We start from the raw sequence: 17,197 nt of genomic DNA on the forward strand, positions 1-17,197 counted from the left end.
CTTATTCAATGATCCGCTTGTTCAAGCACTATATTCCGCATGCTGTTCTGCTGCTGTGTCTGCTCGATTTCGGGCTGCTCATGTTGGCAAACGAGCTTGCATGGCAGGTGCGCGCTTCGCAGATCGGAATGGAGCCGGGGCCGATAGCCGAGCGGTGGCTTCCGCTTGTCGGGTCGGCGGGGATCGTCTGGGTCGCGATGATCTCTGTCGGAGTCTACGGGCCGCACGCTTTGCGCTCCTTGCGTTTTGCAGGCGCGCGTTTGCTGGTCGCGATCAGTCTTGGCATTATTTCGCTTGCCACGATTGACTGGATTATACCCGGCGACACTTTCTGGCGTTCAACATTGCTTTACGCGATGGGGTTTGCAGTTCTGGTGCTGGTGGCAGACCGGTTGCTGCTCAACAGTTTCCTTGGTTCCTCAGCCTTCCGCCGCCGTGTGATGGTGATCGGCGCAGGTGACCGCGCACAGCGTCTGCGCGAACTTGCCGACAAGCCCGAATCTGGCTTTGCCATAGTGTCTTACATCGCCATGAGCGAACCGGAGCGTGCAGTCGAAGAGGCGATCTCGCGCGAGGCAATCCACGATTTGGGCCGCTTCGTTGAGAATCTCGGTGTGAGCGAAGTGGTGCTTGCGCTGCAAGAAAGGCGCAATGCGCTGCCGCTCAACGATCTGCTGCGGATCAAGACCAAGGGCGTCCACGTCAACGACTTCTCCAGCTTTCTGGAGCGTGAGACGGGGCGCGTCGATCTCGACACCGTCAATCCGAGCTGGCTCATCTTCTCCGACGGTTTTTCCAGCGGACGCATGCTTTCGAGTGCGGTGAAGCGTATTTTCGACATTGTTGCCAGCATCATCCTGTTGCTTGCGACCTTCCCGGTGATCGCGCTGTTCGCGTTGATCGTGAAGCTCGATAGCAAGGGGCCGGCCTTCTTCCGCCAGCAACGCGTCGGCCTGTATGGTGAGACGTTCAACCTCATCAAGCTGCGCTCGATGCGCACGGATGCGGAAAAGAACGGCGCAAAATGGGCCGAAGAGAACGATCCGCGCATCACCCGGGTCGGACGCTTTATCCGCAAGGTCCGGATCGACGAACTACCGCAAACATGGAGTGTGCTGCGCGGCGAAATGAGTTTCGTTGGACCACGTCCCGAAGTGCCCAAATTCGTTGATAGCCTTCAGGAAGAAATCCAGTTCTATCAAGAGCGCCACATGGTCAAACCCGGCATCACCGGCTGGGCGCAGATCAACTATCCCTACGGCGCATCGACCGAGGACAGCCGCAAAAAGCTCGAATACGACCTTTACTACGCGAAGAATTACACGCCGTTCCTCGATCTGGTGATCCTGCTTCAAACGGTGCGCGTCGTGCTTTGGCCGGAAGGTGCGCGGTGATGTTCGACTTGTCAGCCTTCGAACCCCTTCTTGCGACGGTGCTCTACCTGGCGGGCGCTGTATTGAGCGCAGGGGCGGGCCTATGGATCGCTCGGTTCGGCGACCGCGAAAGACCTGATCGCAGTGCTGCGCTATGGGTATGCACCACTTCAGCAATCTGGTGCGCGGCGAGTGTTGCGCTTGACCAGCGCGACCCTGCCATTGACCTGGCAGCAACGGCGCGGAATTTGGCTTTGATCGCGGTGATTTTCCGTCTGTTTGCCGCAGATGGCCGCGATGAAAGCGTCAAGCCTATTCGCCCGGTAATCATCGCGCTTGTTCTGGTGCAGATGTTCCAGCCGGTACTGCTGTTTGTCAGGGCGCAAACTTCCGCCCTCTCGCGGTTGGAAATCGTGGTTTTTGAAGTCGGCACTGTGCTCAACATGCTGGTCGCAATCGGAGCATTGGTGTTGCTGCACAATCTCTATGCCGGGGCGACCGCGACCTCACGCAAGGTCATCCGGTGGAGTGCATTGGGTCTGGCAGCATTGTTTGCCTATGAGCTAAACTTCTACACGATTGCCTATATGAGCGATGAGTATCCTGCATCGCTGCTAGCCGTTCGCGGTGCGATCGCCGGGGTTGCGGCAACGCTGCTCGCCATCGGCGCAAGTTCCACCAGTTCCTCGCTGCAATTGCGTCCATCGCGTGCGGTGACATTCCAGACGCTCTCCTTGCTGGTGATCGGCACCTATTTGCTGGTGATGGTCCTAGTCTCGCGTTCGCTTGCGCTTTTGGGCGGAGACTTTGTGCGGATCGGGCAGGTAGCGTTCCTGCTGGTAGCTATCGTTGTGGCGTTCGTTTGGCTTCCGTCAGAGCGCCTTCGCGGCTGGCTGCGCGTGACCGCGACCAAACACCTATTCCAGCACCGTTATGACTACCGCGAGGAATGGCTTCGCTTCACCCGAACGATTGGCCGCGCATCGAGCGGCGGGGCGAGTATCCACACGCGTGCAGTCAAGGCGATAGCCGACATCACGGACAGTCCTGCGGGCATGTTGCTAATGCCCAATGAAGAGGCGCAATTGGAGCTGACCGCGCGGTGGAACTGGTCGACTATCGAGGTTCCCGCAGAAGCGGCACAGTACAAGCTCGCCGCGCTGCTCGAACAACACAGCCATATTCTCGATCTGGATGAGGTTCGCGCCGGAGTTGATCATCATGGAGAGCTGGCGCATGTGCCTTCGTGGTTGATCGAGGCAGAGGATGCCTGGGCGCTGGCGCCGCTAATCCACTTTGATCGTCTGGTCGGTGTGATCGTGCTCGCTAGGCCGCGGATTGAACGGCAGCTCGACTGGGAAGATTTCGATCTGCTGCGCGTCGCAGGACAGCAATTGGCAAGCTACCTTGCCGAACAGGCCGGCCAGCAAGCCTTGATGGATGCAAGCCGCTTTGACGAGTTCAACCGGCGAATGGCGTTTGTGATGCATGACATCAAGAATCTCGCCAGCCAGCTCTCCTTGCTTTCTGGCAATGCGGCAAAGCATGCCGACAACCCCGATTTTCGCGCCGACATGCTGGTGACTTTGCGCAACTCCTCGGAAAAGCTCAACGCCCTGCTTGCTCGGCTGGGTCGTTATGGCTCGGGCCAGACGCAGGATGTGCGCGAGATCGATCTGACAGATCTGGCCGAACGTGTGACCGAACGGTTCAGAGCGAACCACCCGGTTTCGCTTTCAAGCAGTGAGCCGGTCATGGTGCTGGCAGATGCCGAAGCGCTCGAGCAGGCTGTAATCCATTTGGTGCAGAATGCAGTCGATGCCAGCACCGGCGATGAACAGGTGTTCCTTAGCGTTCGCAATGAGGGCTTGAATGGGCACCTCGACGTGATCGATTCCGGCATCGGGATGTCGCCCGAATTTGTCCGCAGCGGGCTCTACAAACCCTTTGTCTCTTCAAAGGATGGCGGCTTCGGAATCGGTGCCTTTGAAGCGCGCGAGATGATCCGCGCAATGGGCGGGCGGATCAGCGTGGAATCGCGCGAAGGTGTCGGTACGCGCTTCGGCGTCTCGCTGCCCGTTCCCGAAGCAGCGCGACTGCTGGCGCAACATCAACAGCCAAACACGAAAGAGGTCGCATAATGGCTGACAAGAAACCCACTTTGCTTGTCATCGAGGATGACGAAGGTCTGCAGGCGCAGCTCAAATGGGCCTATGACGATTTCGAAGTCGTGATCGCCGGTGACCGCGACAGTGCGATTGCAGCCTTGCGCAGCGAAGCGCCTGCGGTCGTGACGCTCGACCTTGGTCTGCCACCTGATCCCGATGGGACCAGCGAGGGCTTTGCCGTGCTGGACGCGATTATGGCGCTCAAACCTGACACCAAAGTAATCGTCGCAAGCGGTCACGGAGCCCGTGAAAGCGCGCTTCAGGCGATCGAGCGCGGTGCCTATGATTTTTACCAGAAGCCGGTCGATATCGACGCGCTGGGACTGATTGTGCGCCGCGCCTTTAACCTGCACGCAATCGAGGCCGAGAACCGCCGTCTTGTTGCAAGTTCAAGCGAGGACAAGACCGTTCTCGGCCGCCTGATAACTGGCGCACCCGAAATGGTGAAAGTCGCGCGCACAATCGAGCGCGTGGCATCGACCAATGTTTCGGTCATGCTGCTGGGTGCAAGTGGGACGGGCAAGGAATTGCTCGCGCAAGGTTTGCACGAAGCGAGCAACCGCGCGGACAAACCTTTTGTCGCGATCAATTGCGCGGCGATCCCCGAAAACCTGCTCGAGAGCGAATTGTTCGGGCACGAAAAGGGCGCGTTTACCGGCGCGGTTAAGACCACAGAGGGCAAGATCGAAAGCGCCAATGGCGGAACTCTCTTCCTCGACGAGGTCGGCGATATCCCCCTACCGCTTCAGGTGAAATTGCTGCGCTTTTTGCAAGAGCGTACGATTGAGCGGATCGGCGGGCGTAAGACCATCTCGGTCGACACCCGCATTGTTTGCGCTACCCATCAGGATTTGGAATCCATGATTGCGGCAGGCACATTTCGCGAAGACCTTTTCTACCGCCTTGCCGAGATCGTCATCCGCATTCCGGGCCTTGCCGAGCGGCACGGAGACTCGGTGCTGCTGTCAAAGGCTTTCCTGAAACGCTTTTCCAAGGAGATGAACCCTGCAGTGACCGGCTTCGCGCCCGACGCACTCAGCGCCATCGACGGGCATGATTGGCCGGGCAATGTCCGCGAGCTGGAAAACCGTGTGAAACGGGCGGTGATCATGGCCGATGGCAAACTGGTGAACGCTGTTGATCTCGACTTTGGCGAAAGCGAAGAGGAGGCCGCCGAAGTGCTCAACCTTAAAGCCGCACGCGAGGCCTCCGATCGCAAGATCATCCGCCACGCGCTCGCCCGCAGCGAAGGCAATATTTCGAGCACGGCCAAACTGCTCGGGATCAGCCGCCCGACACTCTATGACCTACTCAAGCAGTATGATCTGCATGCGTAATCTTGCCCTTCTCGCAGTCGCGATTGCGGCACCACTCGCTCTCGCAAGCTGCTCTGCGGAACAGCAGGTCAGCGGCAATTCGGCGCTTATCGGCGGAGAGACCTTCCTCGAATTGGTCGAGGATGCCCGCATCGCGGTGCGCGCAGGCAATTTGGCGGAGGCGGGGCGTTATTACGATGAAGCGCGTTCGCTAGAGCCGGAAAACCCCGGCCTTTGGGTCGATATTGCCCGCCTGCGCTTTCGTGGTGGTGAGCATCTGACCGCCATCGAAGCGGCGGATTTTGCGCTTCAGCTCGATCCGCAATATGCGCCTGCGATCCTGATGCGCGCGCAGTTGGTGCGCGATGCGCATGGCCTTGCAGAATCGCTTGTATGGTTCGAAGCCGCAGCCGCAGCCGACCCGCGCAATCCCGAAGTGCTGGCTGAATATGCCGCAACTCTGGGTGATCTCGGGCGATACGAAGATATGCTTGCGGTGATCCGCGAGCTTGCCGAGTTTGCGCCGGGTCTGAGTCAGGTGCATTTCCAGCAAGCCGTGCTTGCGGCGCGCGCAGAGGATCCGGTGCTCGCCAGTACGCTCCTCACACGGAGCGGGCTCAGTGGACAAGGCGTGGCTTCGGCGATGATGCTCGATGCAATTGTCAATATGCAGCAGGGCAATTTCGACACTTCGGTGGAGGTTCTGGAGGCGCTAGCCGAGCGCCAGCCGGGCAATATGCGAGTGAGTGAATTGCTTGCGCGAGCCTTGTGGCTGGGTGGCCGTGACCGTGAGATCGTCGCTCGATTTGCTGAACGCGCGCAGGCGGCACAGGCCAGCCCCTATCTCATCATGCTTGTCGGACGCGCCTATGAACGCCGCGGTGATCGCGCGCGTGCGCTCCCGCTGATCGAGAGGGCGCAAGAATCGCGGCAGGCGAGCTTGTTTGCGCTTGATACTGGCGGTTCGCTGCCGGTTGCCACAGCGGAGATGCGCCGGTTTGTTGCTTCTGGCAATGACGCAGCCGCGCAGCGTCTTGCCAATTCTCTGACCGACCGTTTGCCTCTGTCTGGCGACGTCCATGTGCTTGCCGGTGATGCCGAGCTTGATAGTGGAAACGCCGAACGAGCGCTCGAATTGTATCAGGTCGCCGCGCAGGTGCGCCGGTCATGGCCGCTAACCCGCAAGATTATCGCCGCCTATCGCGCCTATGGTGACGAGGTCGCGGCGGAAGTTGTTCTTACCCGCTACATTGCTGGCGATCCGCACAACACCGAGGCCTTGTTACTGCTAGCGCGAAACAGCGCCCAGCAAGAAGATTGGTTGCGCGCTCTGGTGGTGCTCGACACTGCAATTGCGCTTGGCGCGGGCAATGATCTGGAAGTGCTGGGCATGCGCGCCGATGCTGCGCGGGTGCTGGGGCGGACCGAAGAGGCTACGCGGTTCGACGCAGCGCGAGCCGAGTTGAAGCCCGACGCATTCGTGACAAACTAGAGGTTCGATACTCGACAACCGGAATGCGAGCGGGCAGGACTGGGCCTCATGCGCGCGCGATTATCCTTGCTTGCCGATCCGATGATTGCGGTCTTGCTGTTGGCAACATTTCTGGCGGTGGTGATCCCCGCTGGCGGTGAGGCCAAGGCGAGCGCGCAGGCGATTTCGAACGCTGCTATTTTCGTCCTTTTCCTCGTCAACGGAATGCGGATCGCCCGCGGAGAGATTGCGCGCGGGCTAGCCAATTGGCGCTTTTTCCTACCGCTTTTCCTGTGGGTCTTTGGTGTGATGCCACTGATCGGGCTTGGCATGTCCAACCTCGCTTCAAGCGTGCTGCCGCCGTTGGTGGCCTTGGGTTTCCTGTATCTCGGGACGCTGCCTTCGACCGTGCAATCAGCGACTTCCTATACCAGCCTTGCAGGCGGCAATGTCGCTTTGTCAGTAGTCGGAGCGGCGTTAATCAACATTGCTGGTGTGTTCGTGACTGCACCGATCTTCGCTGGGCTCGCCGGGAGCGAGGCGGCGGAGATCGGGACCGACACGATTGTGCGCATCGGCCTGATTCTTATCCTGCCTTTCTTGATCGGACAGGCGCTTCAAGGCTGGACAATCGAGTGGCTTGCCGCGCGAAAAAAAGACGTCGCATGGCTCGACCGGATCGTGATCGGGATCGCTGTTTACGTCGCGTTCTCCGGTGCGGTCGAGCAGGGTCTTGGCACGATGTTCGGCGCTACGGATTGGGTGATCTTAACTGCGTTGGTAATCGGGTTTCTCGCGCTCGGCACTGGAGGGGCCTGGCTTTCCAGCGGGCTGCTCAAGCTTGAGCGTGAGGACAGAATCGCCTTCCTGTTCGCTGGCGCGCAAAAGAGCGTGGCTATCGGCGCGCCGCTTGCCGCTATCCTGTTTGTGCCCGAAGTCGCAGGCTTCGTGATCGCGCCGCTCCTGCTTTATCACCTGCTGCAATTGGTCATCGCAGCGCCGCTCGCCAATGGGTTGGCGCGCGGTTAGCTTTTTGGCTGGTAGGTCTGCTCTTCGCCGGGGAAGCTGCGTGCGCGCACTTCGTCGGCATACTTTTCAACCGTCTTGTCGATGACGCTGGCGATATCTTCATAGCGTTTCACGAAGCGAGGCACGCGTTCGAACATGCCGAGCATGTCTTCTGTCACCAGCACCTGACCGTCACATTGGGCCGATGCACCAATGCCGATAGTCGGGCAGGAAACCGCCTGCGTCGCTTCGATTGCGATGGGTTCGACCACCCCTTCGATCACGATCGCAAAGGCGCCCGCCTTGTCGAGCGCGACCGCATCGCTCACGATCTTGTCCGCCTCTGCATCCGAGCGCCCGCGTGCTGCATATCCGCCCAATACGTTGACTGCCTGTGGGGTGAGGCCGACATGGCCCATCACCGGAATGCCGCGTGAATTGAGGAATTCGACCGTTTCGGCCATCGCCTCGCCGCCTTCAAGTTTTACCGCCGCTGCGCCGGTTTGCTTGAGGAGATAGGCTGCGCTCTCAAACGCTTGCTCTTTCGATGCCTCGTAAGAGCCAAACGGCATGTCGATCACGACTACCGAATGATAGCTGCCGCGCACAACCGCTGCCCCGTGATTGGCCATCATCTCGAGGCTGACAGGAATGGTTGAATCGAGTCCGTAAATCACCTGCCCCAGCGAATCTCCAACCAACAACAGATCGCAATGCGCATCGAGCAGTTGCGCTTGCCGAGCGGTATAAGCGGTGAGCATCACCAGCGGTTCTTCGGTGACCCCATCCTCCTTGCGTGCACGGATGCCCGGCACGGTCAGGCGCTTGCGCGGCTTGGGGGTGGGAGTGGCTCTGCTGGTGCTCGTATCGAGCTGGAATGTAGTCGACATGGGCGCAGCATTTAGCGGGGCGTGGGGACAAAGGCAAAATGTCTGCTTGTTTGGCCCTTGGCCTGCGCGCCGTTTCGTTGCACATAGGGCGCATAAAGGGAGAGCGCGCTTGCGGGGAGCGCGCATCAAGAGGATAATTTTTCAATCATGGCAGCAACAGGTTCAGGCCACGAAAACTGGTCGTCGCGCAGTGCATTTATTCTGGCCGCGGTCGGCTCGGCCGTCGGGCTGGGCAATATGTGGCGTTTCCCGGCAGAAGCGGGTGAGAATGGGGGCGGCGCTTTTGTACTGTTCTACATCTTCTGCGTGTTGCTGATCGGCCTGCCGGTTCTGCTGTCCGAAGTTCTGATTGGCCGGCATGGCCAGGCCAATGCGCAAGAAAGCGTGCGCAAGGTCGCGCGCGATTCCAATGCTCCTGAAGGGTGGGGCGTGATCGGTTCCATGGGCGTGTTTGCTGCGTTCCTGATCCTCAGCTTCTACTGCGTCGTGGGCGGCTGGGTCGTCTATTATATTGGCGTCTTTCTGAGCGACCTTTTCCAGACGGGCCTTGCGGGCGGCGCATTTGAAGGGCGTGCTGCGGAAGATGTCGAAGGGCTGCTTCCCGGTTTGTTCGGCAATGGCGGGCTTATGGTTGGCCTTAATCTGGGCTTTCTGGCGGTGACGATGTTCTTCGTCGCGCGCGGGGTTTCGAGCGGGATCGAATGGGTCGCGGTTTACCTGATGCCGCTGTTTTTTGTGCTGTTCCTTGGCATTACGATTTACGGCGCTTTCACGGGTAATTTCGGTGATGCGGTCGCCTATCTCTTCACCTTTGATGCGTCGAAGCTTACGGGCGAAGTGATGCTGGCGGCGGTGGGACAGGCGTTCTTCTCGTTGTCGCTCGGTGTGGCAGGGATGATGACCTATGGTGCCTATGCCAACCGCGATACCAATCTTGGTGAGACCTCTGGGATTATCGCAGGTGCGGATACGGCGGTTGCTTTGCTCGCAGGCCTTGCAATTTTCCCGATTGTGTTTGCCGCCGGTCTTTCTGCGAGCGTCGGCCCGGGACTGATGTTCCAGTCGTTGCCGATTGCGTTCCAGGCGATGCCGTTTGGCTCGCTGATCGGTCTGGCGTTTTTCATCATGGTGTTCTTTGCCGCGCTCACCAGTTCGGTCTCGCTGCTTGAGGCGCCGACGGCGTGGGTGTTTGAGAAGTTCAAGCTGAAGCGCCCTGTTGCGACCGTGATTGTCGGGCTTGGAGCGGCTGTCCTCGGGGTTCTTTCTTCGCTGTCGTTCAACGATATGGCGGAATTCTATCCACTCGGGTTCATTCCTTTGTTTGCCGAGACGAACTTCTTCGACACTCTCGACGGGGTGACGGCGAAGCTGTTTATGCCCATCGGAGCTATCCTGACCTGCATCTTTGTTGGTTGGATCGCCGATGCGAAGCTGATCGATGACGAGAACGGGCTCGACGGGGTGTTACACCAGACTTGGCGCGCGCTGGTTCGTTTTGTTTGTCCGGTTGTGCTGGCGATCATCCTGGCGTTCGGCCTCTTGGGTTAGTCCCCTTGTAGAGCGATTGCAGTCCAATACGGATTGCAATCGCTCCCCATCTATGGAACATGATAGGAACATATACGAGACTCAGGTGAGTCTCTTGCGATGTTCCTATGACGAAACCTGCTCCTCTCTCCGGCGCGAAAGCGCTTGATGCCTTCTCTGTCCCCTCGCGTTCCAAAAGCGGGGCGGTGAGTGTTGGTTCTGTGCCGCATCTGTCCGGCAAGCGCATCGCTGCGCTGTCGCGGGCGCGGGAGGGGCGGTGGAAGCCGGGACTTTCCGATCAGCCGCTGCATAGCGAGATTTTTGCAAGCACCCGGGATGCCAGCGGGGCAGGGCTGGCGCTGGCTCTGGCGCGCGATGCGCTTCGCTTCGCTGCCGGAGCCGATGACCCGCTAGCCGAGGCAGAAGATCGCCGTCAGGTGCTGTGGGTGCAGGACAAGCGCGCGGTGCAGCGCGGCGGGCGGCCTTATCTGCATGGCCTGCCTGCGGAACTGCGCGACCGGTTGATCCATGTCGAGGCGGCGACGCCTGAAGACGCGCTGTTCGCGCTCGAAGAGGGGCTCAAATGCCGCGATCTTGCCTGTGTGATCGGAGAGATTGCAGGCAATCCGCGCGCGCTCGATTTCACCGCCTCGCGCCGGCTCAGCCTGACCGCGGAAAAGCATGGCGTGGCCTTGTGGCTGGTGCGGGTCGAGGCGGAGTCAGACCTGTCCTCGGCACGGATGCGCTGGCGGGTGGGGGCAGAACCGTCTGAACCACCCTTGTGGAATGCCGAGGCTCCCGGCGCGCCGCAGTGGAGGGCCGAGCTGTTCCGCGCGCGCAGCCATGCCCCCGGACAATGGACCTTGAACAATGACAATGGACGCCTCTCGATCCGCCAATACCCGCGCCCAGCGAACACAGATGCAGGCACAGACGCCAACACCGAAGCTGCAGGATCGCCGGATATTGGCCATCTGGTGCGCGCGACTGTCGGTCGATCGTTGGCAGCAGTCTCTCGGGTCTGAGACTGGAGAGATTGGAGGCGAGGGCGCGCCCACCGTCCTCATCAGCGAAACCGCTCATGGACCGCGGGTAGAGGCAGCGAACGATGCGGGGATAGAGGCAGGCGCGCGCGTCGGAATGATGCTTGCCGATATGCGCACCTTGTGCCCGCATATCCAGACTGCTCCGGCTGATCCGGCGGGTGATCTTGCCTTCCTTGAGGAACTTGCACTGTGGGCGCAGCGCTGGGGGCCGTGGAGCGCGCTTGATCCGCCCGATGGCGTGCTTGTTGATATCACCGCCGCCGCGCATCTGTTCGGCGGGGAGAGGCGCTTGCTGGGTGATGTCGAGGCGGCCTTCGCACAGCGCAAGCTGAGAGTGCGCAGCGCCATCGCGCCAACGGCAGGCGCGGCATGGGCGCTTGCTCACTTTGGGACGCATCTTGGTCCGCAGCGCGCGATGCTCGGCCCGCGCGATGATGCGATACGCGTGCTGGGCGATCTGCCGGTGGCAGCTTTGCGGCTCGATGCCGACGTGCTTACCGTGCTGCGCCGTCTGGGACTAAAGCGTCTGAGCGATGTCGCCGATATTGCCGGCAACATTTCTGGCCCCACTGAAGCAGCGGCACGCGATGCGCTCCAGCGCCGCTTTCGCAATCGACGTTCGCCTAGTGCCAACCCGTTGATCCGGCTCGACCAGCTGCTCGGCAGGGTGCCTGAGCCGCTGCTGCCGGTGATCGCGCGGCATGCCCCGATGGTCCAGCGCCGGTTGATGGAGCCGATCCGCCATCGCAGCCTGCTCGATCAGGTGCTTGCTGATCTCACCGTCGACATGGCGCGCGAACTGGAGGGGAAGGGTGATGGCGCGCGGCGGCTCGAGCTGGGGATGTGGCGGGTCGATGGGCAGGTGATCGTGAGGCGGCTCGAACTCGCCGCAGCGACCCGCGATCCGCAACATATGACCAGGCTGTTTACCGAGAAACTTGACCATATAGAGGCTGGTTTCGGCATCGAAATCATACGTTTGCGCGCGAGCTGGACCGAGCCGCTTGGTATGGGACAGCGCGATGTCGAACAGGCGGCAGAACGGCATGGAACTTCGCTGGCCGCCTGCATCGACCGGCTGAGCGTGCGGCTTGGCTCGCAGGCGGTGCGCAGGCCTGTTTCGCGGGCCAGCCACTTGCCCGAACGTGCGCAAGACTGGCGGCCTCCGCTCGAGCCTCATCCAGTCTCGCAGAATATATTAGAGATGCGAGAAAGGCCTTTGAAATTACTGGACAAACCAGAGCGAATTGCAGTGCTTTACGCTTCGCCGGATGGCTATCCACAGCGCTTTCGTTGGCGCGGAAATGTGCATGAAGTTGCCCGCGTTGAAGGGCCGGAAAGGATCGCACCTGAATGGTGGCGTGTGCGCTCTACGGTGCGGCTGCGCGACTATTACCGGATCGAGGACGCCGAGGGGCGGCGCTACTGGATCTATCGCCACGGATTATCAGGCGACGGGCGCGGAGGCCTCCCCGACTGGTTCTTGCAGGGCCTGTCCGCGTGATATCCCTAAGGTCTGGTTGCTACCGCGCTTAAACTTCGTTTACCCATTTGTGTCATACACGTATCATGAACGTGCAAAGTGTTCCGCGAACCTCAAACCGGCGGCCTCTTAGCCTGGTGGTTAAGAGCCGGGTGCAGTCGCGCGTCATCTATGTCGATTTGATCGATATTTCCGAAGGCGGATGCAAGATCAAGGCGACGCGCGGTTTCGCCAATGTCGGCGACCGGGTGACAATGAAACTCGGAAATATCCACGCACCACTCGGGCGGATCGCCTGGGTGCAGGATCGGTTTGCCGGTGTTGCCTTTGAAGGTGAAATCCACTCAGCTGTTCTTGATCACATGTGCACGGAAAACGAAGCGAACCTTCAGTGCGAGCCGCAACGGACATACCGGGTCTAACCTGGACGTATGAAAAAGAGGCCGGAACTCTCCGCCCCGACCCCCTCTCAATCAGCACAGATGTGTCGATCAACCGCCGCTAAACGGCAGTGAGCTGTGGTGGAGAACGATCTTCAGATCGCCGTTCTCGTCCTTTTCATAGGCGAAGGAATACTCGACCTTGGTCTCACCCCCGTCGCTGCCGGTGAAGAAGTAGTTGCCCATCGCAACCGCCATGTCACCGCCGTCGGAGATGACGGTGCCGTTATTTTCCCAGCGAACCGCACTGTAAGGCGCGATGGCAAAGCCACCATCTTCGGTGCCCTCGGTGCCAACGAAGTAGCTGAGCGCTTCTTCGGTGGTTTCGCGGAACTGGTCTTCAGCCGCCAGAGTGGGCTTGAAGAGGATCGTCGCGTCATCGTCATAGGCGTAGTGCGTGGCGATATGTTCGGCCGCACGCGCGCTGTAATCGCCTTCGTCTGTGAAGACCTGTCCGATTGCGACAATGCCTTCGCCCCACGCGGTTTGCGCGGCTTCGACTTCTTCAATGGTAATCGGATTGCTGGTGGCTGCCTCGGTTGAAGCGGTCTCGCCTCCGCCACAGGCAGCAAGAGCCAGAGCGCTTGCACCGAGGAGGGGGATCGTCATCAGCTTGTTCATTTCATACTCCCTTGCGGGGAGCATCCGGCCCCCCGTTTGAAATCTGCGGCGGATTGCCGCGGAATACGTCCGACATCACGAGCGGAATTGCTCGCCAGAGGGGCCCGGTCCGTGGTGGTACTACGTATCATCGGCAATAGTGTTCCCGCAATCCAGAACCTTTTTTGCCTAGAAAATTGAATTCGGAACATATAAAGAACATAAACTGTGCCTGATGCTCCGCTAACCCCTGAAAAGCGCAGACTGACGATCGACCCTGATCTGGTCGAACCGCCTGAGCGTGCGTGCTTTGTCGAGTTGGGGATGGTGAGCTGTTTCAGTTTCCTGCGCGGAGCCTCCGATGCGGTCGATCTGGTCAGCACGGCGCGCGCATTGGGCTATGACGCGATCGGGATTGCCGATGCCAACAGTTTCGCCGGTGTGGTGCGGGTCCATGGCGAGGCGAACACGCTCAAATTGCGCCCCGTGATCGGCTGCCGGATCGAAACGGTCGAGGGGTTGGCTTTCCTCGCTTATCCAAAGGATCGCGCCGCCTATGGCCGCCTGTGCCGTCTGATCAGTGCAGGACGCATGCAGACGCTGGGTGGCGACTGGCAAGAGAAGGGCGTGTGCGAGATCGATCTTGCCATGCTGGCAGCACATGCTGATGGTGTGCAGCTGATTGTGATCCCGCCTGACGATCTTGGCGCGGCCTTCGCCATCCGCGTTCCCAGCAATGTGGTGCCGTTGCATTCCGGCGATGAGCAAGTGGGGCCGATGACGTTTACCGCCTCGTTTTCCGATCTCCTCCCGCACCTTGCGCTGCAATTTCCCACCCTCAAGCACCTTGCTGCGACCTATCTCTATCGCGGCGATGATGTGGCGCGGATCGACCGGCTCGATGCACTGGCCTGCGCCAACGGCCTCTCTCTGCTCGCCACCAATGATGTGCATTATCACACGCCCGCTCGCCGTCCCTTGCAGGACGTGATGACCGCGATTGCCAACAAGACTACGGTGGCAGAGGCCGGACATCTGCTCCACGCCAATGCCGAACGGCACCTCAAGAGCCCTCAGGAGATGGCGCGCCTGTTCGCCCGCTGGCCGCATGCCATCACTGCCGCACGCAAAGTTGCCGATGCGTGTGAGTTCTCACTCGACGAACTACGCTACGAATATCCTGAAGAGGTCTATCCCGATGGCATGACCCCGCAGGAATATCTCGAGATTGAGACTTGGCGCGGGGCAGAGCGGCGCTACCCTTCTGGCGTGCCCGACAGCGTCCAGCAAACGCTCGAACGCGAGCTGGCGCTGATCGCGAAGCTTGACCTTGCGCGCTACTTCCTCACCATCAAGGACATCGTCGATTTTGCGCGGGGCGTGGATCCGCCGATCCTGTGTCAGGGGCGGGGCAGCGCAGCCAATTCCGCGGTTTGCTACTGCCTCGAAATCACCAGCGTCGACCCGGCGAAACATCAACTTCTGTTCGACCGGTTCATCTCCGAGGAGCGCAAGGAACCGCCCGATATCGACGTCGATTTCGAGCATGAGCGGCGCGAGGAGGTGATCCAGTATATCTACGCCAAATATGGCCGCCATCGTGCAGGTCTGACTGCGACGGTGATCCATTACCGCCCGCGCATGGCGATCCGTGAAGTGGGCAAGGCGATGGGCCTGTCCGAGGACGTTACCAGCTCGCTCGCGCGGACAGTGTGGGGCGGTATGGGCCGCGAGATCGGGGAGGCGCATGTCGAGGAGATCGGCATGGACCTGTCCGACCCGCACCTCAAACGCGTGCTCAAACTGACCGAGCAGATGATCGGCATGCCGCGCCACCTCTCGCAGCATGTGGGCGGGTTCATCCTGACCGAAGGGGCGCTCACCGAGACTGTGCCGATCGGCAATGGCGCGATGCCCGATCGCAGTTTTATCGAGTGGGACAAGGATGATATCGACGCGCTCGGCATCCTGAAGGTCGATGTGCTGGCGCTGGGCATGCTGACCTGCATCAGGAAATGCCTCGATCTGCTTGAGGCGCATCATGACCGCGCTTTGACGCTGGCGAGCGTTCCGCGAGAAGATCCGGAAACCTATGCGATGCTGCGCAAGGGGGATTCGCTCGGCGTTTTTCAGGTCGAAAGCCGCGCGCAGATGAACATGCTCCCACGCCTGCGTCCGCGCGAATTCTATGACCTTGTGATTCAGGTTGCGATTGTTCGCCCCGGTCCGATCCAGGGCGATATGGTCCACCCCTATCTCAAACGCCGCCGCGGGGCAGAGCCGGTGCAGATCCCCGCGCCCGCTCCGCAGCATGGCCCCCCGGACGAGCTTTCGAGCATTCTGGAACGCACGCTGGGCGTCCCGATCTTTCAGGAACAGGCGATGAAGATCGCGCTCGACGCCGCCAAGTTCTCCTCGTTGGAGGCAAACCGGCTGCGCAAGGCGATGGCAACCTTCCGTTCGCGCGGCATGGTGCATGAGCTGGAGGATATGATGGTCGGGCGCATGGTCGAACGCGGTTATGATCCCGACTTTGCCGAACGGTGCTTCAACCAGATCAAAGGGTTCGGCGAATACGGTTTTCCCGAAAGTCACGCGGCGAGCTTCGCACATCTGGTCTATGTCTCAAGCTGGCTCAAATGCCACTTCCCCGCCGCCTTTGCCTGCGGATTGCTCAACTCGCAGCCCATGGGATTTTACGCGCCTGCACAGATCGTGCGCGATGCGCGCGAGCACGGGGTCGAGGCGCTACCGGCAGATGTGAACGGGTCGCAGTGGGACAACACTCTGGAAGAAGTTGGCGAGGAGGCTGGGGGTGCTGCATCGGGCCGCTTCGACCGCCACATCGCCTTGCGTCTTGGCTTGCGCCAGGTGGATGGCTTGCCCGAACATATCGCAGCACAATTGATCGCGGAGCGGGCAGAGCGCGGGCCGTTCAGAGACGTTGCCGAACTGCGCGAGCGCGCCGGTCTGTCGCCTGCGCATATAGAGCGCCTTGCCAGCGCGGATTGCTTCACTTCGATGGAACTGTCTCGGCGGCAGGCCTTGTGGGATGCGCGCAGCCTGATTGCGGCACCCGATCTGCCGCTGTTCCGCGCCGCAGCGGAGCGCGACGAAGGAGCGGAGAGGGCGCTCACAAAGCTGCCCGCAATGCCGCTCTCCGAGGAGGTCGTAGCGGATTACCAGACCACGCGGCTCAGCCTGAAAGCGCATCCGCTGGCGTTCCTGCGGCCCGAACTGGGTGAGCGCGGCTTTGTGCGTGCCTGCGACCTGCGCGAGCGTAAATTCCGCTCTATGGTGCAGGTCGCGGGCGTAGTCCTGATCCGCCAGCGACCGGGCAGCGCGAAGGGTGTGTGCTTCATCACGCTGGAGGACGAGACAGGAGTCGCAAACCTTGTCGTATGGCCTGATCTGATGGCGAAGCAGCGCCGCGTGATTATGGGCGCGCGGCTGATCGAGGTGAGGGGGCGGGTGGAGTATGATGACGAGGTGATCCATGTCATCGCGCACCATCTGACCGATGCGAGTGACCGGCTCTATGCGCTGTCAGACGATCCGCTCCACGCACCAGTTGCGAGGGCGGATCATGTGACCAGCCCCTTACCAAACGGGCGCAATCTGACCAGCCTAACCAGCGAGGAGCGCCGCGCGCACAAGGCAGTGCGACCGCGTGACCTTATCGACGAACTTCCCTCTGCCAGAGGGCATCCGCGCAATCACCGGATCATTCCGAAATCACGCGACTTTCACTAATTGAAATTGGCTTTATAGAATAGGGTCAAAGAGAGCGGTGTAACCAGGAGGGGCAGGTGACTGGGGAAAGTGCAAATGAAAAAGAGGGTGGAATAATTTCGTACCCACCTCTCCGGGTAGTC

At 60.4% G+C, this 17,197-nt stretch carries 12 protein-coding genes; 10 read left to right on the forward strand and 2 right to left on the reverse strand.

Annotated elements, in window-relative coordinates; all coding sequences use genetic code 11:
- Positions 1-8: 8 nt before the first annotated feature.
- The 5 genes from Q0887_RS03350 to Q0887_RS03370 are packed head-to-tail and all read left to right on the forward strand — an operon-like array spanning position 9 to position 7,357.
- Complete coding sequence (locus Q0887_RS03350) at positions 9-1,394, forward strand: TIGR03013 family XrtA/PEP-CTERM system glycosyltransferase (protein WP_299192328.1); 1,386 nt, start codon at positions 9-11, stop codon at positions 1,392-1,394.
- Positions 1,394-3,514 carry an XrtA/PEP-CTERM system histidine kinase PrsK gene (prsK, locus tag Q0887_RS03355; protein ID WP_299192330.1) on the forward strand — a complete coding sequence of 707 codons (2,121 nt, stop codon included), beginning with the start codon at positions 1,394-1,396 and terminating at the stop codon, positions 3,512-3,514. Before Q0887_RS03350 ends, prsK begins: the two co-directional genes overlap by 1 nt.
- Complete coding sequence (gene prsR, locus Q0887_RS03360; RefSeq protein WP_299192332.1) at positions 3,514-4,878, forward strand: PEP-CTERM-box response regulator transcription factor; 1,365 nt, start codon at positions 3,514-3,516, stop codon at positions 4,876-4,878. Before prsK ends, prsR begins: the two co-directional genes overlap by 1 nt.
- Positions 4,871-6,349: a tetratricopeptide repeat protein gene (locus tag Q0887_RS03365; protein ID WP_299192334.1), complete on the forward strand. Its 1,479-nt coding sequence runs from the start codon at positions 4,871-4,873 to the stop codon at positions 6,347-6,349. The genes prsR and Q0887_RS03365 overlap by 8 nt, the downstream gene beginning before the upstream one ends.
- Before the next feature lie 48 nt (positions 6,350-6,397).
- Complete coding sequence (locus tag Q0887_RS03370) at positions 6,398-7,357, forward strand: bile acid:sodium symporter family protein (RefSeq protein WP_299192336.1); 960 nt, start codon at positions 6,398-6,400, stop codon at positions 7,355-7,357.
- On the opposite strand, the gene panB is transcribed toward Q0887_RS03370, so the two are convergent.
- Entirely contained in the window at positions 7,354-8,226 is an 873-nt protein-coding gene (gene panB / locus Q0887_RS03375) for a 3-methyl-2-oxobutanoate hydroxymethyltransferase (RefSeq protein WP_299192338.1), read from the reverse strand. The two genes, Q0887_RS03370 and panB, sit on opposite strands and share 4 nt — an antisense overlap.
- Positions 8,227-8,373: 147 nt before the next feature.
- Between panB and Q0887_RS03380 the strand changes: the two genes are divergently transcribed.
- From Q0887_RS03380 to Q0887_RS03395, 4 genes are all read left to right on the forward strand, one after another.
- The gene (locus Q0887_RS03380) at positions 8,374-9,774 is read left to right on the forward strand and encodes a sodium-dependent transporter (protein ID WP_299192341.1); all 1,401 of its coding nucleotides are present in this window, start codon (positions 8,374-8,376) and stop codon (positions 9,772-9,774) included.
- Positions 9,775-9,881: 107 nt separating this feature from the next.
- Positions 9,882-10,778: a recA-like protein gene (locus Q0887_RS03385; protein WP_299192343.1), complete on the forward strand. Its 897-nt coding sequence runs from the start codon at positions 9,882-9,884 to the stop codon at positions 10,776-10,778.
- Entirely contained in the window at positions 10,675-12,303 is a 1,629-nt protein-coding gene (locus tag Q0887_RS03390) for a DUF6504 family protein (RefSeq protein ID WP_299192344.1), read from the forward strand. The genes Q0887_RS03385 and Q0887_RS03390 overlap by 104 nt, the downstream gene beginning before the upstream one ends.
- Positions 12,304-12,368: 65 nt before the next feature.
- Positions 12,369-12,704 (forward strand): PilZ domain-containing protein, encoded by a 336-nt coding sequence (locus Q0887_RS03395; RefSeq protein ID WP_299192346.1) that lies wholly within the window; start codon positions 12,369-12,371, stop codon positions 12,702-12,704.
- Between the two features lie 69 nt (positions 12,705-12,773).
- Here the strand turns inward: Q0887_RS03395 and Q0887_RS03400 are convergent, their stop codons facing one another.
- Positions 12,774-13,343, reverse strand: coding sequence for a phosphoribosyl-AMP cyclohydrolase (locus Q0887_RS03400; protein ID WP_299192348.1), 570 nt, complete (start codon positions 13,341-13,343; stop codon positions 12,774-12,776).
- Between the two features lie 207 nt (positions 13,344-13,550).
- On the opposite strand from Q0887_RS03400, the gene Q0887_RS03405 reads away from it, so the two are divergent.
- Positions 13,551-17,075, forward strand: coding sequence for an error-prone DNA polymerase (locus Q0887_RS03405; RefSeq protein ID WP_299192349.1), 3,525 nt, complete (start codon positions 13,551-13,553; stop codon positions 17,073-17,075).
- Positions 17,076-17,197 lie beyond the last annotated feature (122 nt).

The organism is uncultured Erythrobacter sp., from assembly GCF_947492365.1.
Taxonomy (GTDB): domain Bacteria; phylum Pseudomonadota; class Alphaproteobacteria; order Sphingomonadales; family Sphingomonadaceae; genus Erythrobacter.